The 17,236-nt window shown below is 67.0% G+C and carries 14 protein-coding genes and 1 riboswitch; of the genes, 1 reads left to right on the forward strand and 13 read right to left on the reverse strand.

The genetic code is table 11. The features are described from left to right. Positions 1-2: 2 nt before the first annotated feature. A riboswitch (SAM riboswitch) is annotated at positions 3-87 on the reverse strand. Positions 88-151: 64 nt separating this feature from the next. Together HW274_RS07905 and HW274_RS07910 are read right to left on the reverse strand one after the other, a co-directional pair. Continuing rightward, on the reverse strand, positions 152-520 hold the full coding sequence (locus HW274_RS07905; protein ID WP_144020773.1) for a hypothetical protein: 369 nt from the start codon (positions 518-520) through the stop codon (positions 152-154). Between the two features lie 74 nt (positions 521-594). Further along, positions 595-3,060, reverse strand: coding sequence for a right-handed parallel beta-helix repeat-containing protein (locus HW274_RS07910; protein WP_075253355.1), 2,466 nt, complete (start codon positions 3,058-3,060; stop codon positions 595-597). Positions 3,061-3,246: 186 nt separating this feature from the next. Between HW274_RS07910 and HW274_RS07915 the strand changes: the two genes are divergently transcribed. Further along, positions 3,247-3,513 (forward strand): RNA-binding S4 domain-containing protein, encoded by a 267-nt coding sequence (locus HW274_RS07915; RefSeq protein ID WP_075253354.1) that lies wholly within the window; start codon positions 3,247-3,249, stop codon positions 3,511-3,513. A 43-nt stretch (positions 3,514-3,556) separates the two neighbouring features. Here HW274_RS07915 and HW274_RS07920 read toward each other — a convergent pair whose 3' ends face one another. From HW274_RS07920 to ftsZ, 11 genes are all read right to left on the reverse strand, one after another. Beyond that, complete coding sequence (locus HW274_RS07920) at positions 3,557-5,572, reverse strand: BCCT family transporter (RefSeq protein WP_185988531.1); 2,016 nt, start codon at positions 5,570-5,572, stop codon at positions 3,557-3,559. A 310-nt stretch (positions 5,573-5,882) separates the two neighbouring features. Next, positions 5,883-9,476, reverse strand: a complete 3,594-nt coding sequence (gene dnaE / locus HW274_RS07925) for a DNA polymerase III subunit alpha (protein ID WP_185988532.1) — start codon at positions 9,474-9,476, stop codon at positions 5,883-5,885. Between the two features lie 176 nt (positions 9,477-9,652). Then, positions 9,653-10,621, reverse strand: coding sequence for a ketopantoate reductase family protein (locus HW274_RS07930; protein WP_185988533.1), 969 nt, complete (start codon positions 10,619-10,621; stop codon positions 9,653-9,655). Positions 10,622-10,686: 65 nt separating this feature from the next. Next, on the reverse strand, positions 10,687-11,289 hold the full coding sequence (locus HW274_RS07935; RefSeq protein WP_185989591.1) for a GNAT family N-acetyltransferase: 603 nt from the start codon (positions 11,287-11,289) through the stop codon (positions 10,687-10,689). Positions 11,290-11,346: 57 nt separating this feature from the next. Then, positions 11,347-12,267 carry an RluA family pseudouridine synthase gene (locus tag HW274_RS07940; RefSeq protein ID WP_185988534.1) on the reverse strand — a complete coding sequence of 307 codons (921 nt, stop codon included), beginning with the start codon at positions 12,265-12,267 and terminating at the stop codon, positions 11,347-11,349. Next, a complete protein-coding gene (lspA, locus tag HW274_RS07945) occupies positions 12,264-13,073 on the reverse strand; it encodes a signal peptidase II (protein ID WP_185988535.1) in 810 nt (269 codons plus the stop codon). Before lspA ends, HW274_RS07940 begins: the two co-directional genes overlap by 4 nt. Before the next feature lie 245 nt (positions 13,074-13,318). Continuing rightward, the gene (locus HW274_RS07950) at positions 13,319-13,927 is read right to left on the reverse strand and encodes a DivIVA domain-containing protein (RefSeq protein ID WP_075253348.1); all 609 of its coding nucleotides are present in this window, start codon (positions 13,925-13,927) and stop codon (positions 13,319-13,321) included. A 165-nt stretch (positions 13,928-14,092) separates the two neighbouring features. Continuing rightward, on the reverse strand, positions 14,093-14,389 hold the full coding sequence (locus HW274_RS07955) for a YggT family protein (protein ID WP_075253347.1): 297 nt from the start codon (positions 14,387-14,389) through the stop codon (positions 14,093-14,095). Between the two features lie 12 nt (positions 14,390-14,401). Continuing rightward, positions 14,402-14,866, reverse strand: a complete 465-nt coding sequence (locus HW274_RS07960; protein WP_185988536.1) for a cell division protein SepF — start codon at positions 14,864-14,866, stop codon at positions 14,402-14,404. Positions 14,867-15,017: 151 nt separating this feature from the next. Beyond that, complete coding sequence (locus HW274_RS07965; RefSeq protein WP_185988537.1) at positions 15,018-15,833, reverse strand: polyphenol oxidase family protein; 816 nt, start codon at positions 15,831-15,833, stop codon at positions 15,018-15,020. Positions 15,834-15,862: 29 nt separating this feature from the next. Then, the gene (gene ftsZ / locus HW274_RS07970) at positions 15,863-17,236 is read right to left on the reverse strand and encodes a cell division protein FtsZ (RefSeq protein WP_185988538.1); all 1,374 of its coding nucleotides are present in this window, start codon (positions 17,234-17,236) and stop codon (positions 15,863-15,865) included.

A 17,236-nucleotide genomic window follows, 5' to 3' on the forward strand; every position in this document is an offset into this window, starting at 1 on the left:
CGTCTCCATCGATCCTGGCTGAAGCACCCGCGTACCGGGTTGCTGCGGCGTCATGGAACCAGGTCTCTCGGCCGCTCTGGATGGTCGAGCGTATCAAACCACGACTGTTTCCCAGCCCCGCCGCCGTCCCACATAGCGAGAACCGATCCGCTCAGTCGTTGGCCCGCTTCTCACCCCATCGTGCCCAGCAGGCGAGCCGCTGCGGCGGGGCCCAGCTCGAGTCCCCGGTGCCGACCTCTCCGGTGGCCGCCGAGACCACCAGGGAGGCCAGGCTCGGTTCGCCTCGAGCAGCGCAGTCATGGGCGATCATGGAGAGCAATGGCCCCATATGACGCGGCAGCACGCTCCGTCCGATCGAGTCGCTGAGCTCGCCGTAGGTGATGACCTCACGGTGCTGTGCGACCTCTATCAGGACGGAGCGTGCTGCGTTGGTGGCCTCAGCCAGCCTCGGGGTGAGTCGGCGCATCCTGTCCCCCACGGGGAAGTAGTCACCGACGGTGATGGCGAGCGACTCATTCACGGTGTGATGATCCGGGTTGTCCGGGCTCTTCACAAGCTCGTCCGCTCTGCGCCTCACCCCGAGGCCGGCAACGATCAGCCGGCCATGCGACGGCGCACCAGGATGAATCCGCCGCCCAGGGCGATGGCGGCCACCGCCAGGACGATGCCGGTCATGCTGGCACCGGTGAGCGGAAGACGGCTATCGCCGGTAGCCGCCGCAGCCGCAGCGGCCTGGCCCTGACCGCCCTGAGCGTTGCCGCCGGGCTTGGCGATTCCGGAGTTCTTCTGGCCGGCCCCCGCCTTGGAGTCGGAGGGGCTGGCGCCCTGCGCGTCCTTGCCGTCGGTACCGGCGGCCCCGTCGGTGACGGTCGAGCCGTTGTTGTCGGCCTTGCCGCCGTTGTTGGCCTTGCCGCCGTTGCCGCCGTTGTTGTTGGCAGCCTTGTCGCCGTTGTTGTCGGCCTTGTCACCGTTGTTGGCGTTACCGCCGTTGTTGTTGGCAGCCTTGTCGCCGTTGTTGTCGGCCTTGTCACCGTTGTTGGCGTTGTCAGCGGGGGCGTCCCCGGCACCGGGAACGGCGCCGCCGCCCCAGGCGACGTTGACCAGCGCACCGCGGTCCACGGGGACGTTGGCGTTGACGCCGAGGGTCTTGGCGATGTCCTCGGGCAGGGCGTGACCGTTACCGGAGGCGGGGCTTCCCTCCTTGAGGTGGAAGTCCGAGGTCTTGTCCATCGGGTTGGCGGACTCCTTGACGAAGAACGGGTTGTTCTCCGGGGAGCCGTGCAGGTCCAGACCGTTGGACTCCTTGCCCTCGGCCTTGACGCTCGAGCTGGCCGTGAAGTCTGAGAGCTTCTCGGCGTTGACCGACTGGTTCTTACGGTCGGCGCCCCAGTTCCACAGGACCGTGGTCGACAGGGTCTGGGGGTTCTCGTGGCGGTAGTAGACGTCGTAGTCGATGCTGGAGACCATCTCATTGGCGTAGACCGCGCCGGAGCCGTCCTGGTTGGCTCCACCCAGGACCTGGACCATGGCGGAGTAGCGCCACGGGTCCCCGGGCATGGGGGTGGTCTGCTCGGAGGAGAAGATGTTGTTCATCACCTTGGTGTTGGTGGTGTCCCAGCTCAGTCCGTGCTCGGCGCTCCACTTCTGCACCTGGGTGCACACGCCCTGGGCGTTGCGGGCGTTGCAGCCGTCGGAACGGGTGTCCTCCTGGATCCACAGGCTGGTGAGCGCGTGGGAGACGGTGTTGTTCCACACGCGGGTGTCGTTGGACCCGGAGACGTGGATACCGATACCGGCCCCGGCGACGATGTTGGAGGCGATGAGGTTGTTGGAGGAGACCTCGTTGAAGATCGCCACCGGGACGTTGACGAAGTAGTTGCCAACGATCTCGGAGTCGATCACGCCCTCGTCGAACCAGACTCCCGCGGCCCGGTTCTGGTCATAGGCCGAAGGGTCGGAGATGTCCGTGCCGGTGGCCGAGTAGTCCACGGTGTTGTTGGCGAAGCGGATGTTCTTGGAGTGGGTGATCTTGGTGTCGGCCAGGGTGCAGTAGGCACCGCAGTCCTTCGTGATGAAGCCGGAGGTGTTGTTGTTCCTCCACATGTTGTTCTCCACCTTGGCACCGCTGGAGTCGTTGATGCCGAAGGCGTTGGAGCCGTTGTTCTCGAACAGGTTGTTCGACACGACCGCGTTGGTCGAGTCGATGACCTGCAGCGCACCGGCCGTCGAGGAGTAGCGGAAGGTGGAGTTCTCAATGCGAGGAGCACCGTGAGCGGCCACGACCATTCCACCACCGGAGATGGTGCCGATCTCGGGATCCTCGTAGTCCCAGCGCTGCACCGCGGAGTACTTCTCCACCGTCAGCCCCGACAGGGTGATGTTGTCGGTGTTGAAGGACATGGCGCGGGAGTGCTGGACCACCTCGACCTGGTGCTGGTTGGGGTCGACACCGATGACGTAGGAGGTGCCCCGGTGCGGCTTGACGTTGTAGCCGGCCTGGTTGTTTTTGGGGTTCTTCAGGGTGACCGGGTCGGGGTCCTCCACGTAGAAGGTGGACTCGGTGACCTCGGCGCGGCTGAGCACCTGGGTCAGGGGCTTACCGTCCACGAATACCTGCTCGGGGTGGGCGGCGATCCCCTCCTTGGCGGGGTCGGCATTGATGGTGCAGACCGTGCAGAAGCGGACCATGTCCTTGCCCGTGGACCACTTCCCGTCACCGCCGGCGTTCCAGCTCTTGGGGACCTCGGCACCGGTGAGGACCGGCTTGGCGCCCTCGGCCGCCTTGATGGTCACGCCCTTGTCGACGGCGAGCTCGCCCTCACGGTAGGTGCCGTTGGCCAGCTCGATGGTGTCTCCGCCGGCGGCCTTCTTCAGGGCGGCTCCAATGGTCTGAAGGGGCTTGGCAGCGGTTCCGTCTCCCGCGTCCGAGCCTCCCTCGGCCGAGACATGAATGGTGTTGCCGTCGGCGGCGGCGGCTTGTGGTGCATGAGTCACGGCCAGAACAGGCGCCGACAGCGATAGAGCGAGTATCGCCATCTGGGCGACGATTCGACGCTTCATGGTGTCTCCGTCTCCGTAGTGTGATCAGAACGCCGTTACCCTACCGTGATAAATTTTGTTTGGCATCCGTTATATCCGCATACTTCTGAGAGAGGCTTCTCTCACTCGCCTCGCCGTCAGCCGCTCTGCCGGGGCGCTACCTGCTCCGACGTGCGCATCTCGTGCCGCGTCTGCGAGGATTCATCTATGACGTATGCAACATCTCAGCGCCCATCCCGGTACCCACTCATCTCAGTGTCCGGAAGCATCCGGCTCGGCCAGTTCCTCAAGCTGGCGGGCCTGGTGGAGGATGGCGCACAGGCGCGCATCGCCATCCAGTCCGGAGACGTCACTGTCAACGGTGTCGTGGAAACACGTCGCGGGCACCACCTAGCCGGTGGTGACGTCGTTGTCGTCGATCACCCCGCAGGTCAGGTGGGCGCCGCCGTCGAGCAGCTGGAGCCCGGGCAATGAGCCCGGACCCCAGCACCAGGAGCAGTCGGCCGACTTAGTCCTCCTACCTCCGCTCCGATCCCGGTGGCACGTCCTCGGCGCCGTCGACGGCGCGGATGTCGGCACTCACGTCCTGCGTGGCCTCGTCGGTGCCGTCCTGGCAGCCCTCACCGGCTGCGTCGTCGCCGTCAGTAGTCGATGACAGGCTGGTGTGCAGCTCGATGGTCTCGACCTCATGCGGCTCGTTGGCCGTCGTAACCGCGGTGGTGACCGAGTCGACCAGGACCTGGTTGGCCAGCGAGTGCCGCAGCAGCATGGGGTCGTTGTTGAGATCCTTGTAGAGCGAGACGCACAGCAGCAGCATGACGAAGACGAAGGGCAACGCCGAGACGATCGTGATGTCCCGCAGACCGGTGAGGACCTCGCGCGGATCATCCCCACCGGCGAGCAGCATGGCTGAGGCCACGCCACCGGTGGCCACACCCCAGAAGACGACCGTGAAACGGCTCGGATCGGTCGCACCGTTCTCCGAGAGCCCTCCCATGACGATGGAGGCCGAGTCGGCACCGGTGACGAAGAAGATCGCCACCAGGACGACTGCCAGCACCATGAGGACGATGAGGACCACCTTGTGCACGGGCATGGCGTTGAGCAGGTCGAACAGGATCGTGTCGAAGTTCAGGTCGGGTGTGCCATCACCCTTGAGATGGACGAGGGCGTGCGCCGCCTGGCCGGCGCGCTCGGCGCGTTCCTGAAGCCCGATGGCGCCGCCACCGAAGATGGCGAACCAGATGAGGGAGACGACCGAGGGGACGAGCATGACCCCGGTGACGAACTGCCGGATGGTGCGGCCGCGCGAGATGCGGGCGATGAACATTCCCACGAAGGGCGTCCAGGAGATCCACCAGGCCCAGTAGAAGATCGTCCAGGAGGACAGCCACTGGGCCATGTCCTGATTGCCCACGGCCGCCGTGCGCGAGGCCATGGCGGGCAGCTCATCGATGAAGTTGCCGATCGCCGAGGGGATGATGTTGAGGATGAACAGGGTGGGGCCGCCGATGAAGACGATGATCGCCAGCAGCACAGCCAGCACCATATTGATGTTCGACAGCCACTGGATGCCCTTCTCAATGCCGGAGATCGCGGAGGCCACGAAGCAGGCGGTCAGGATCGCGATGATGCCGACCATCATCGCGGGGGTGGACTTGGTGACGAGGTTGGTCGACACCATGCCCCCGCCGATCTGCAGGGCCCCCAGCCCCAGGGAGCAGGCCGACCCGAACAGGGTGGCGACGATCGCCAGGATGTTGATGATGCGCCCGCCGATCCCGTCGATGGCCTGACGCCCGAACAGGGAGGTGAACATGGCCGAGAAGAGCTGGGAGCGTCCCAGCCGATAGGTTCCGTAGGCCATCCCGAGCCCCACCAGGGCGTACATCGCCCACGGGTAGATGGTCCAGTGGAACATGGCCGTCCCCAGGGCGGTACTGGCGGCCTGGGCGGTCTGAGGGTCGACCGTTTCCGGCGGGGGCGAAATGTAGAAGTAGAGCGGCTCACCGACCCCGTAAAAAATCAGTCCGATCCCCATTCCCGTGGCGAACATCATGGAGACCCAGGAGCCGGTGGAGTACTCGGGCTCCTCGCCGTCCCCGCCAAGGGGGATCTTGCCGAACCGGGAGGCCGCCACGAAGACGACGAAGACGACGAACAGGGTCGAGGACAGGACGAACAGCCAGCCGAAGTTGCTGATCGTTCCCCCCAGGGCCCACTTGGAGACCCTCCCCAGCCCGTGCGGAGAGATGAAGCCCCACACCACGAAGGCGATGGTCGCGGTCGCGGTGACGCCGAAGACCACCTTGTCCATTCCCTCACCGACGTCGTGGGGCTGGCGCGAGACCGACCTCCTCAGGCGGTCGAGCAAGTGGCGCTGGCGCCGTTTCACGGTTGCCGGGGAGGTCTGGAAGGCCGGCGTCGCGGTCGCCGCGCCTTGGAGGACCTCCCCTGTCCGCCCTTCCTGCGGGCCGGAGTCCCGCTCCTCTTGCTGCGTCAACGTTGGAGGGTTGAAATCCTCGTCACTCATCAAATTACCTCATAGACAATACAGTCTCACCGACTGCTTGTGGACATTACGAGAGTATCAAGATGAAGACGGGGCGCCACGTGAACGCCAACCCTGGTGGAGGTGGCACGACCTGTAGGAATACCGCGTCACAACCGGTTTTCACCTTCCCGAAGGCGAATCTGCGGCCCTCGGGAACGACGACGTGTGGCGTATTGATGAGGACACGGTGAGATCACGAACAGGTTTGCGAACGGTGTCCGCTCGGGCTGGCATCGGTCGCTCGACGTCCCCATCGGGGCGGGCGATCGGCTCCCTGGGAAACGGCTTTCTAGTGGCGCAGGCACCCCGGTCCAAGGAGGGCCTTGATATCGGAGTAGAAGGCGGGCGAGGCCTCCACCCTCAGCGAAGCGTCCAGCTGGGTACGCACCTCGCGCCCCGGGCTGGTCAGTGTGAGACGGACAGTGGATCCGCCCGGGTGCTTGGTAAGCACATCCTTGAACTGCTCCACCAGAGGCCCGGTGCACCGGTTGGTCGGAAGGGTGATGAGGACCGCCTCGTGAGCGGCGCTGGAGATGTCCGGGATCGTCATCTCCTGGGCGTACAGGGCGACCTGCCCGTCACGCCGGTTGAGGCGTCCGCGCACCGTGACCACCGTGTCGGGGGCCAGCATGGTGGAGACGGTCTGATAAGTCTGGGGGAAGAAGAGCACCTCGATGCTTCCGGCCAGGTCCTCGACCTGGGCGATGGCCCACAGGTTGCCCTGCTTGGTGGTCTTGCGGGTCAGGGAGGTGATGAGCCCGGCGATGGTGACCATGGCGCCGTCAGGCAGCTCATCGTTCTCGTGGAGCTCGGAGATCTCCTTGTCCGCGAGCTTGCCCAGCAGTCCCTCCAGGCCCATGAGGGGGTGGTCGGAGACGTAGAGGCCCAGCATGTCGCGCTCGTAGGCGAGCTTGTCCTTCTTGTCCCACTCCGGCAGGTTGGGGACGTCGGAGGAGAAGACCGGGCCGTTGCCGAAGGGAGAGTCGTCGCCGTCGTCGGACCCACCCATGAGGGAGGCGAACAGGTCGAACTGGCCGGCGGCCTCGTTGCGCTTGACGCCGATGACCTCGTCGACGAAGTCCTCGTGGCAGGCCTGCAGGGAGCGCCGGGTGTGCCCCAGGGAGTCGAAGGCTCCGGCCTTGATGAGCGAGTCGATGGTGCGCTTGTTGCACACGACCGCGGGAACCTTGTCGAGGAAGTCCTCGAAGGAGGTGAACTCGCCCTTGTCCTCCCTGGCGGCCACGATCGCGTCGACGACGTTGATGCCGACGTTGCGCACCGCGGACAGCCCGAAGCGCACGTCCTCACCGACCGCGGAGAACTGGGCCCGCGAGGCGTTGACGTCCGGGGGCAGGACGGTGATGCCCATGTGGCGGCACTCCCCCAGGTAGACGGCCAGCTTGTCCTTGTTGTCCTTCTGGCTGGTGAGCAGGGCGGCCATGTACTCCGTGGGATAGTGGGCCTTGAGGTAGGCCGTCCAGTAGGACACGACGCCGTAGGCGGCCGAGTGGGCCTTGTTGAAGGCGTACTTGGCGAAGGGGACCACGACGTCCCACAGGGTCTTGACGCTCTCCTTGGAAAAGCCGGACTGGACCATTCCGGCCTCGAACTCGACGAACATCTTGGCCAGGATGTCCATCTTCTTCTTACCCATGGCCTTGCGCAGCGCGTCGGCCTTGCCCATGGAGAATCCCGCCAGGTCGGTGGCGATCTTCATGACCTGCTCCTGGTAGACGATGAGACCGTGTGTGGTCCCCAGGATCGGGTCGAGGGCCTCCTTGAGCTCGGGGTGGATCGGGATGACCTCCTGCAGGCCGTTCTTGCGCAGCGCGTAGTTGGTGTGGGACTCCGCCCCCATGGGGCCGGGCCGGTAGAGGGCGCCAACGGCCGAGATGTCCTCGAAGTTGTCCGGCTTCATCAGGCGCAGCAGCGTGCGCATCCCACCGCCGTCGAGCTGGAAGACGCCCAGGGTCTCACCGCGTGAGAGCAGCTCGTAGGTGGCGCGGTCGTCGAGCTCGACGTGGTCGATGTCCAGGGCCGGCTTGCCGTTGGCGACGATGTTCTCCAGGGCGTCGGAGATGACCGTGAGGTTGCGCAGTCCCAGGAAGTCCATCTTGAGCAGGCCCAGGTGCTCGCAGGTGGGGTAGTCGAACTGGGTGATGACGGCGCCGTCCTGGAGGCGCTGCATCATGGGGATGATGTCGGTCAGCGTGGCTGAGGACATGATGACGGCGCAGGCGTGGACGCCCCACTGACGGGTCATGCCTTCCAGCCCCTTGGCCAGCTCGACGATCTTCTGAGCATCGGGGTCCTCGGCGTGGAGCTTGCGGAACTCCTCGGCCTCGCCGTAGCGTTCGTCGGCGGGGTTGAAGATGCCCTTGATGGAGATGTCCTTGCCCTGGACGGAAGGGGGCATGGCCTTGGTGAGCCGGTCGCCGACGGCGTAGGGGTAGCCCATGACGCGACTGGAGTCCTTCAAGGACTGCTTGGCCTTGATGACGCCGTAGGTGACCACCTGGCTGATGCGGTCGGCGCCGTACTTCTCGCGCACGTACTCAATGACCTCGTCACGCCGGCGCTCGTCGAAGTCGACGTCGATATCGGGCATGGAGATGCGCTCGGGGTTGAGGAAGCGCTCGAAGATGAGTCCGTGGCGCAGCGGGTTGAGCTCGGTGATGCCCATGGCGTAGGCGACCATGGAGCCGGCTCCCGATCCACGCCCCGGTCCCACCCGGATGCCGTGGGCCTTGGCCCAGTTGATGTAGTCGGCCACGACGAGGAAGTAGCCGGGGAACCCCATCTGGGTGATGACGCTGATCTCGTACTCGGCCTGCTTGCGGCAGTCCTCGGGGATGTCGCCGTTGAACCGGCGGTCCATGCCGCGCCAGCACTCCTTGATAAACCAGGACTCGTCGGTCTCCCCCTCGGGGACGGGGAAGGCCGGCATGTATGAGGCCCCCTCGTCCACGGTGCGGAAGTGCACGTCGCACTGCTCGGCCACGAGCAGGGTGTTGTCGCATGCCTGGGGCATCTCGGAGAAGAGGCGGCGCATCTCGGCGCCGGGGCGCAGGTAGTAGGTGTCGCCGTCGAACTTGAAGCGGTCGGGATCGGAGAGCACGGAGCCGGAGTTGATGCACAGCATCGCGTCCTGGATGGTGCGGTCCTCGGGGCGCACGTAGTGGGAGTCGTTGGTGGCCAGCAGCGGGGCCCCGATCTCCTTGGCGATGCGCAGCAGATCCTTGGTGACGCGCTGCTCGATCTCCAGGCCGTGGTCCATGAGCTCGACGTAGAAGAACTCCTTGCCGAAGATGTCCTGCAGCTCCCCGGCGACGCGCAGAGCCTCGTCCCACTGGCCCAGGCGCAGGCGGGTCTGGACCTCCGAGGAGGGGCAGCCGGTGGAGCCGATGAGGCCGCCCGCGTAGCGCGAGAGCAGCTCGCGGTCCATACGCGGCGCCTTGCCCCACTGGCCCTCCAGGGAGGCGAAGGAGTCCATGCGCATGAGGTTGTGCAGGCCCTCGTTGTTGCGTGAGAGCAGCGTCATGTGCGTGTAGGAGCCGCGGGCGGAGACGTCGTCGCTCCGCTGAGACTCATCGCCCCAGAAGACCCGGGTCTTGTCGAAGCGGGAGGTGCCCGGCGTCATGTAGGCCTCGACCCCGATGATCGGCTTGATGCCGGCGGCCGTGGCGGCCGCGTAGAACTCGTAGGCCCCGAACATGTAGCCGTGGTCGGTGATCGCCAGGGCGGGCTGGCCCAGCCGCTTGGCCTCGGCCACGTAGTCCTTGATCTTCCCGGCGCCGTCCAGCATGGAGTAGTCGGTGTGGACGTGGAGGTGGACGAAGTCGTCCTTGGGGGCTGCTTCTTCCTGACTGCTCATCTCCGCCATGGCCCCATCCTAGGCCCGCCCGGTGCCCTGTCTCCCGGAGGGGCCCAGCGCGCTCCAGCGCGAAGGCGGGGCCTTGCCCGGCCAAGACGGGACACCGCCGAGGTAGTGGATAAGCCGGAGGAGAAATTCTCTGCGGGGCGGCGTCCTTCCCACCGCCTCCGAGAGGCGCGTCGGGCTCAGGCGCCCGCCCGGGCGACGGTCTCTCGCGGAGCCAGGACGCTGTGCGCGAGGTCGAGCACGGGGGTGGGCACGCCCACCTCGTCGCCGGCGCGGCACAGGGCACCGAGCTGGGCGTCGAGCTCGCTGGGCAGACCCGCGGCGATGTCCCGCTGCATCGATGTGGTGGCTCCGGCCGGCTGGGCGTCGGCCATGCGCAGGGCCTCGGCGACCGGGTCGGGGGCGGCGTCGGTGGCCAGGTCGTGCCCCAGTGCCGCGGCGACGGCGACGACCTCGCTCACGGCCCGGGTGAAGGCATCTCTCAGGTCGCTGCGCAGGACGCCGATCGGTGCGTTCGCGGCGGCACCGAGGGCTCCCTGTACGACGACGAAGGAGACCTTGCGCCACAGCTCGGCCCAGATGGAGCCCGGGATCCAGGCCCGGATTCCGGCCGCCTCCAGGGCCTGAACGGCGGCGCGGCTACGAGCGGTGGCAGCACCGTCCCACTCCCCCAGGGCCAGGGAACCGGCGCCACCGATGGTGCGGACCTCCCCGGGCGAGGCGACGGCGGAGTAGACACGGGCGACCCCGGGCAGGACGTGCTCCCTGCCGACGGCGTCGGCGAGCAGTCCGGGCGCACTGATCCCGTTCTGGGTTGAGACGACACCGGTGCCGGGGCCGGTCAGGACTCTGAGTGCAGGGGCCAGCGGTGCCAGCGCATCGACCTTCGTGGTGACCAGGACCAGGTCAGGCTGGCCTTCCAGGGTCTCGGTGAGGGCCTGCGGATCCTCACTGGCCAGGGGCATCTCGATGCGGGCGGTCACGAAACCGGGCTCGCCCCGGGAGCAGTCGCGCAGCGTCAGCCCGCTCGAGCGCAGAGCCGCCAAGGTGCGATCGTGAACGAGGAACCCGACCTGCTGACCGCTCGCGGCCAGGCGAGCGCCGAGCCATCCTCCGATTCCCCCGGCACCGATAACGACGATCCTCATGTGTGTCTCCTCTCAGTCCTGCTGCTGTCCGCACGAGCACGTACACCCAGGGGTCAGCGACCGGCCTAGGCGGTATGGCCGGAACTGTCCTCGGTGCTGATGCTGCTGACGATGCGGGCCATGTCCTGGTGCCAGATACCGGCGTCGAGGTAGCGGTGACCGTTCAGGACCCGGTATCCGCAGCGCTTGTAGAAGCCCATGGCCTGCTCCTGAGCTGAGAGAACCACCTCCACGCGGGGCCGGCCAGAGTGGCTCAGTGCAGTCTGCTCGAGGGCAGCAACGATGCGGGCGCCAAGCCCCGTACCGCGCACGATGCTCCGTACAGCCAAGCGACCCAGATGGACCCGACCGGGGTGCTCGGGCTCCATCAGGAGACGTCCAGCGCCCAGGGGTGTTCCGTCAGCTCCGCTGGCCAGGAGATGGATCGTGGTCGGCTCCTCGTCTCGGGCGTCGATCTCCTGGGCGAGGGGAACCGCCTGCTCAGCGACGAAGACCTCAAGGCGAACGTCGGCAACAGCCCTGCGGAGCCGGTCGGCCTCGGGGCCCGTCTCATCGCCACGGGCGGCTGCGAAGCCAATGGGTTCGTGGACGGCGGTGGCCGGGCGGATCTTGAGGGCGGGAGTCTCCGAGACCGCCTCGTCCGCGCTAGGCCTCGTCGTCGGGGCCATGGTCGAGCGAGGCAGGCGATCAGTCACTGTTCTCATTCACCTCCGCGCAGAGCCTGTTCACGGCAGGCGCAAGACATCGAGGGCATGGACGAGGTCGTCGGGGTAGTCGGAGGTGAAGACCATGTGCTCACCGGTGATGGGGTGGGTGATGCCGAGCTCGCGGGCGTGGAGCCACTGGCGGATCAGACCGGTGCGTGCGCTCATGGCCGGGTCAGCGCCGTAGGTGGCGTCTCCGATGCAGGGGTGGCCGACGGCGGCCATGTGGACGCGGATCTGGTGGGTGCGCCCGGTCTCGAGGTGAATCTCGGCCAGGCAGGCCCCGGGCATCGCCTCGATAACGTCGTAGTGGGTGATGGACTCGCGCCCGCCCTCGACGATGGCCATCTTCCACTCCCGGCTGGGGTGACGTCCGATGGGGGCGTCGATGGTGCCGCTGGAGGGATCGAGGTGGCCCTGCACCAGGGTGTGGTACACCTTGTCCACGGTGTGCTCCCGGAAGGCACGTTTGAGCACCGAGTAGGCCCGCTCCCCCTTGGCCACGATCATGACGCCCGAGGTGCCCACGTCCAGGCGCGAGACGATGCCCTGGCGCTCGGCGGCGCCGGAGGTGGCCACTCGTACGTGCATGGCCTTCAGGGCGCCGAGGACGTCGGGGCCGTCCCACCCCATGGAGGGGTGCGCGGCCACGCCCGCGGGCTTGTCGACGACGACGATGTCCTCATCCTCGTAGAGCAGCTCCATGCCCTCCACGGGAGTGGCGACCGGTTCGACGGGACGGGGGTCGGGCAGGTCGACCTCGAGGAGCTCGCCCGCGCACAGACGAGAGGATTTGGCCAGCGTCTCACCGCCTCGGCGCACCTCTCCGGCCTCGCACAGGTCCTCCACCCGGCTGCGGGACAACCCCGTCATCCGGGCAAGCGCGGTATCGACGCGTTCGCCGTCGAAGCCGTCGGGGACGGGCAGCAGGCGCATGCTCATTGCGGCTCCACGGAGGTCGCCTGCGTCGATGCATCCAAGGACTCCTCCGGCTTGGAGGGCACCTCGGCGCGATCCTTCCCGCGGGCCCGGGATCCTCGGCGGGTTGAGGAGGGCGGTGCACCGACGCCTTTCGCCTCCGGGTCGTCCGAGGCGCCGGCACGCGTGCCGTCGATCTCCCAGCCTCCCAGGGACAGGATGATGATGCCCGCGGCGGCCGCCACGATGGCGATGTCGGCGACATTGCCCACGAAGTAGCCGCCGTAGTCGATGAAGTCGATGACGTGGCCGCGCAGGAAGCCGGGCTCGCGCAGAAGGCGGTCGATGAGGTTGCCGACCGCCCCGCCAAGAACCAGGCCGAGGGCCACCGCCCAGGAGCCAGACGCAAGGTTCCGGGAGACACGAATGATGATGGCCACGACACAGGAGGCGATGAGCGCGAAGATCCACGTCTGCCCGGTGGCGAAGGAGAAGGCGGCGCCGGGGTTGCGCACCAGGACCAGCCCCAGCGCCCGGCCGAACAGCGCCGTGTGCCGGCCGTCGGACAGGGCTGAGAGCGCCCACTGCTTGGATGCCTGGTCCACGACGATGACGATGATCGCCACCAGCCACAGCACGATCACGGGGAGGCGTTTGGATCGTCTCGCCCCCGCAGTCACCTCCTGCGACGTCACGGCCTTCTCCATGGAGATGAAGGGATTGTCCGTGGGCAGTGGGACAGCGTTATCCGCGTTATCGGCGTTACCGCCGTCGACGGCGTTGCCGGTGGCTTCCTGCGCCAAGGAGGCGGGATCGACGTGGTCAGGCATAGGGCTTTCTCGCATTGCGCTCAGAGGAGAACGGGTGACGAATGGGCTGTGTACCCAGCGAAGGGCGGCGACCCGTGCGGGTCGCCGCCCTTCGTAGGAGGCCGTGTCACTGGTGACTGGAGGAGCGGAACCATCCTGATCGGATAGGGACCGTCGTGATGAGGCTCCGTTGGCCAGTCCCGAAGGTGCTCGCGGGGATGGACCGGGAGGCGATCACGGCCTGGAGGATCACGACCCCTGCAGGATCACAGGCTGGAGATGGAGCTCTCGCCGCCGTCCTCGACGTTGGCCAGCAGGTTCTGCAGGTAGCTCTTGAGGCGAGTGCGGTAATCGGACTCGAAACGCCGCAGCTCGTCGATCTTCTGCTCGAGGGCGGCGCGCTCCTTCTCCAGCTGGGCGAGGGTGCGGTTGCGCTGGTCCTCTGCCTCGCGCACGATCTGCTCCCCGGTGGAGCGAGCCTCGGTGACGATGCGCTCACCCTCGGCCTTACCGTTGGCGACGTGCTCGTCGTGGAGACGCTGGGCCAGCTCGAGCATGCCGGACGCGGCAGCCGGGCCCTGAGCGCCGGTGTCGCCGGCGGAGACAGCCGGCATGGACAGGGCAGGCTCTGCCTGGACCGGAGATACGGGGGAAGCGGGGGCGGAGGGGATAGCGGCCCCCTCGCTGAGCTGTGCGATTCGGCGGTTGGCGGCCTCGAGCTTGGCCTTGAGGTCGGCGTTCTCAGCCTCCAGCTGACGCATGGCCTCGACTACCTCGTCGAGGAACTCGTCGACCTCGTCCTGCTCGTAGCCCTCACGGAACTTGGTCGCCTGGAACTTCTTGTTGAGGACGTCGTCTGCTGTCAGCAGCGTCATGGGTCGTCACCTCGGTGTCGTTACGGATAAGGTCACGAGCACCGGGCATCCGGTCACTCATGCGGACAGAGTACCTGAACTCGAGGTTCAGGCCACATCAAGCGCGCTATCTCACGCTGACGTGAGAACAGCACTCTAGCGGTTCGCTCACAACTTCACACCTGTTCAGATGACAAGTCCGAGGAACCACTGGATGATCCAGATCCCGAAGACCAGGACCAGGAAGCTCAGGTCGATACCGACCCCTCCCAGGCGTGCCATGGGAACCCTCTGACGGATCACTCGCAGAGGAGGATCCGTCAGAGCGTAGACAAGGTTGGCCAGCACCAGGACGATCCCCTGGGGGCGCCACTGGCGGGCAAAGACCTGAATCCAGTCGAGCACGACCCTGACCAGGAGGATGAGGAAGTACAGGCTCAGAATGCTCGACAGGATCCCGGCTACCGCGGAGACGAGGTTCACGTACGAGTCAGCTCAGCTCTGGTTGAAGAAGCGGCCGCGGGCCTCGGCGACCTCACCGCCGTCAATCTCCACGCTGGCCGGAGTCAGCAGGAACACGCGCGGAGTGACACGTTCGATGGCACCGTGCAGCCCGAAGACCAGACCGGCGGAGAAGTCCACCATGCGACGTGCATCGGACTCGCTCATGCCGGTGAGGTTGATGATGACGGGGACGCCGTCACGGAAGGACTCGCCGATGATCCTGGCCTCGTTGTAGGTCGAGGGGTGAACCGTGACGATGCGGCGAAGGTCGGGGGCGGCGGTAACAGGCTCGGGCGCAGCCGGGGCGGAGAAGTCCTCGTACCCCTCGTCAGCGAAGTCCTGCTCGTGCTCCTGCACGGCGTAACCGGCGTCGACAGCCTCGTAGCTGTCCTCGTAGGTCTCTTCCTCCGGCTCCGAGTAGCCGAGGAAACTGGTCATACTGCGCAGCGCGCCCATTTATCGCTCCTTGGTTCGTCCGGTCCCCTGCGTTCCGGATGTGCTGCGACGGTATCCGCCCCCGCGACACCGCACGGGGACCTCACCTCGGCGTGTCCCCCACCTCAGGTTTCAGGAAGGTCACGCCCAGGAGTTATTCAGCAGACGAGACTTATTGCGGAACTCCAATGCCCGCCAGACGTCCGGTCACTCCGTCACGGCGGTAGGAGAAGAAGCGAGGGTCCTCGTAGGTGCACCACTGACCGGCGCTGATGTGACCAACACCGGCGCGCTCGAGCTGGGCGAGGACCCCTGCCGCAACATCAAGGCCGGGCGTCCCCCACGATGTGCGCGAGGCGCACGCCGGTTCGCGCTGCGCGGACAGTGCAAGCATCTCCTCGGGGACCTCGTAGCAGGAGCCGCAGATCGACGGCCCCACGGCGGCCCACAGATCCGCTGGATCCACTCCACCGCGTCGGAGGGAGTCGACGGTGGCGGGGACGACGCCGTCGAGCATGCCTCGCCGCCCGGCGTGCACGGCAGCCGTCAGAGCACCGTCCCAGGACGCGAGCAGAACGGGAACGCAGTCGGCCACGAGAACGCAGCAGCCGGCGGGCGCCCCGCCCGTCCGAGAGTCCAGGACGAGGGCGTCCGCCGTGGGCACCTCACCGGCCTGAGCCGTGGCCACGACGGCGGAGTGAATCTGGTTCATCCAGGCCAGGTGACTCCCCTGCTCAAGCCCGAGCAGCTCCTCGAGCCGACGACGGTGACAATGAACACGTTGCGGGTCGTCTCCGACGTGGAGCGCCAGATTCCACCCGTCATATGAGGTCCCTTCCTCACTCTCGGCATCTCGGTCCTGGGCGCTGCCTCCCGGGGCCGAGACGGGACGGGCCCGCAGGCCGCGGGTGGTGAAGAACCCACGAGCCCGCGGGCCCAGATCCACCTCGATCAGGTCCGAGGCCTCAACGGCGGTGGTATCGCACATGTTGCCGCGCCCCCGGACAGCGATGCCGCTCAGCGCAGGAAGTCGGGCAGGTCGATGCCGTCATCGTCGGCGTCGACCCCGATCACCTGAGGAACCTCAAGATCGGAGACCGAGTGCTGCTGCGACGGCACCGAGCCGTAGGAGCCGTAGGACTCATCCACATAGGCCGGCATGCTCCCCGAGGAGAGGGCCTCGGCGGCGCTGACCTCCGACAGGTGCGCCGCGGCCGCCGGGGAGGCGGAGGGCGGAGGAGCCAGCGGGACCGGACGAGTCACCGGGTTCTGGGCGGCATGGGCGCCACCGCGAGGAGCGGGGGCCGGGGGCAGGTCATCGACCGGGGAGGAGGGCACCGGCGGCACCGCGGCGGCGCGCGAGAGCCGAGTCATCGGGTCGGCCAGGCCACCGACGACCGGCTCGGAGTCGAAGCCGGCGGCGATGACAGTCACCCGCACCTCGTCTCCCAGGGCGCCGTCGACCACGTTTCCGACGATGATGTTGGCCTCGGGGTGGACGGCCTCGCGCACCAGGTTGGCGGCCTCGTTCATCTCGAACAGGCCCAGGTCGGAACCGCCCTGGAAGAACAGCAGCACGCCGTGGGCGCCGTCGATCGAGGTCTCCAGCAGCGGCGAGGCGATGGCCTCCTCGGTGGCCGTGATCGCGCGCCCCTCACCAGTGGCCGAGCCGATACCCATGAGTGCGCTGCCTGCGCCCTGCATGACGGACTTGACGTCGTTGAAGTCGACGTTGATGAGACCGGGGGTCGTGATGAGCTCGGTGATGCCCTGGACGCCCTGAAGAAGAACCTGGTCGGCCTGCTTGAAGGCGTCAACGACGGAGATGTTCTTGTCGGCGATCTGCAGGAGGCGGTCGTTGGGGATGACGATGAGGGTGTCGACTTCCTCGCGCAGCGCCTGGACACCGTCCTCGGCCTGGGCCGAGCGGCGGCGTCCCTCGAAGGAGAAGGGACGGGTGACCACACCGATGGTCAGCGCACCGATGCTCTTGGCCAGGCGGGCGACGACGGGGGCTGCGCCGGTGCCGGTGCCGCCTCCCTCTCCCGCGGTGACGAAGACCATGTCCGAGCCATCGAGGGCCTCACGGATCTCGGACTCGTGGTCCTCGGCGGCCTTGCGGCCGATCGCCGGGTCGGCCCCCGCCCCCAGCCCTCGAGTCAGGTCCCGCCCGACGTCGAGCTTGACGTCAGCGTCGGACATGAGCAGCGCCTGGGCGTCGGTGTTCACGGCGATGAACTCCACGCCACGCAGATCGGCCTCGATCATGCGGTTGACGGCGTTGACGCCGCCACCGCCAACACCGACGACCTTGATCTCTGCCTGGTAGTGCTGTGAGTCGTCCACAGCCATGCTCTCGACCACTGGCGTCCCCTCCGCGAGTTTCGTCAT

The sequence above is a fragment of the Actinomyces sp. oral taxon 169 genome (assembly GCF_013394715.1).
Taxonomy (GTDB): Bacteria; Actinomycetota; Actinomycetes; order Actinomycetales; family Actinomycetaceae; genus Actinomyces.

Coding starts and splice junctions, on each gene's coding strand:
- HW274_RS07910 (WP_075253355.1), bottom strand. CDS start 3,060: ATGAAGCGTCGAATCGTCGCCCAGATGGCGATACTCGCTCTATCGCTG.
- HW274_RS07915 (WP_075253354.1), top strand. CDS start 3,247: ATGACGTATGCAACATCTCAGCGCCCATCCCGGTACCCACTCATCTCA.
- HW274_RS07920 (WP_185988531.1), bottom strand. CDS start 5,572: ATGAGTGACGAGGATTTCAACCCTCCAACGTTGACGCAGCAAGAGGAG.
- dnaE (WP_185988532.1), bottom strand. CDS start 9,476: ATGGCGGAGATGAGCAGTCAGGAAGAAGCAGCCCCCAAGGACGACTTC.
- HW274_RS07930 (WP_185988533.1), bottom strand. CDS start 10,621: ATGAGGATCGTCGTTATCGGTGCCGGGGGAATCGGAGGATGGCTCGGC.
- HW274_RS07935 (WP_185989591.1), bottom strand. CDS start 11,289: ATGGCCCCGACGACGAGGCCTAGCGCGGACGAGGCGGTCTCGGAGACT.
- HW274_RS07940 (WP_185988534.1), bottom strand. CDS start 12,267: ATGAGCATGCGCCTGCTGCCCGTCCCCGACGGCTTCGACGGCGAACGC.
- lspA (WP_185988535.1), bottom strand. CDS start 13,073: ATGCCTGACCACGTCGATCCCGCCTCCTTGGCGCAGGAAGCCACCGGC.
- HW274_RS07950 (WP_075253348.1), bottom strand. CDS start 13,927: ATGACGCTGCTGACAGCAGACGACGTCCTCAACAAGAAGTTCCAGGCG.
- HW274_RS07960 (WP_185988536.1), bottom strand. CDS start 14,866: ATGGGCGCGCTGCGCAGTATGACCAGTTTCCTCGGCTACTCGGAGCCG.
- HW274_RS07965 (WP_185988537.1), bottom strand. CDS start 15,833: ATGTGCGATACCACCGCCGTTGAGGCCTCGGACCTGATCGAGGTGGAT.
- ftsZ (WP_185988538.1), bottom strand. CDS start 17,236: ATGACGAAACTCGCGGAGGGGACGCCAGTGGTCGAGAGCATGGCTGTG.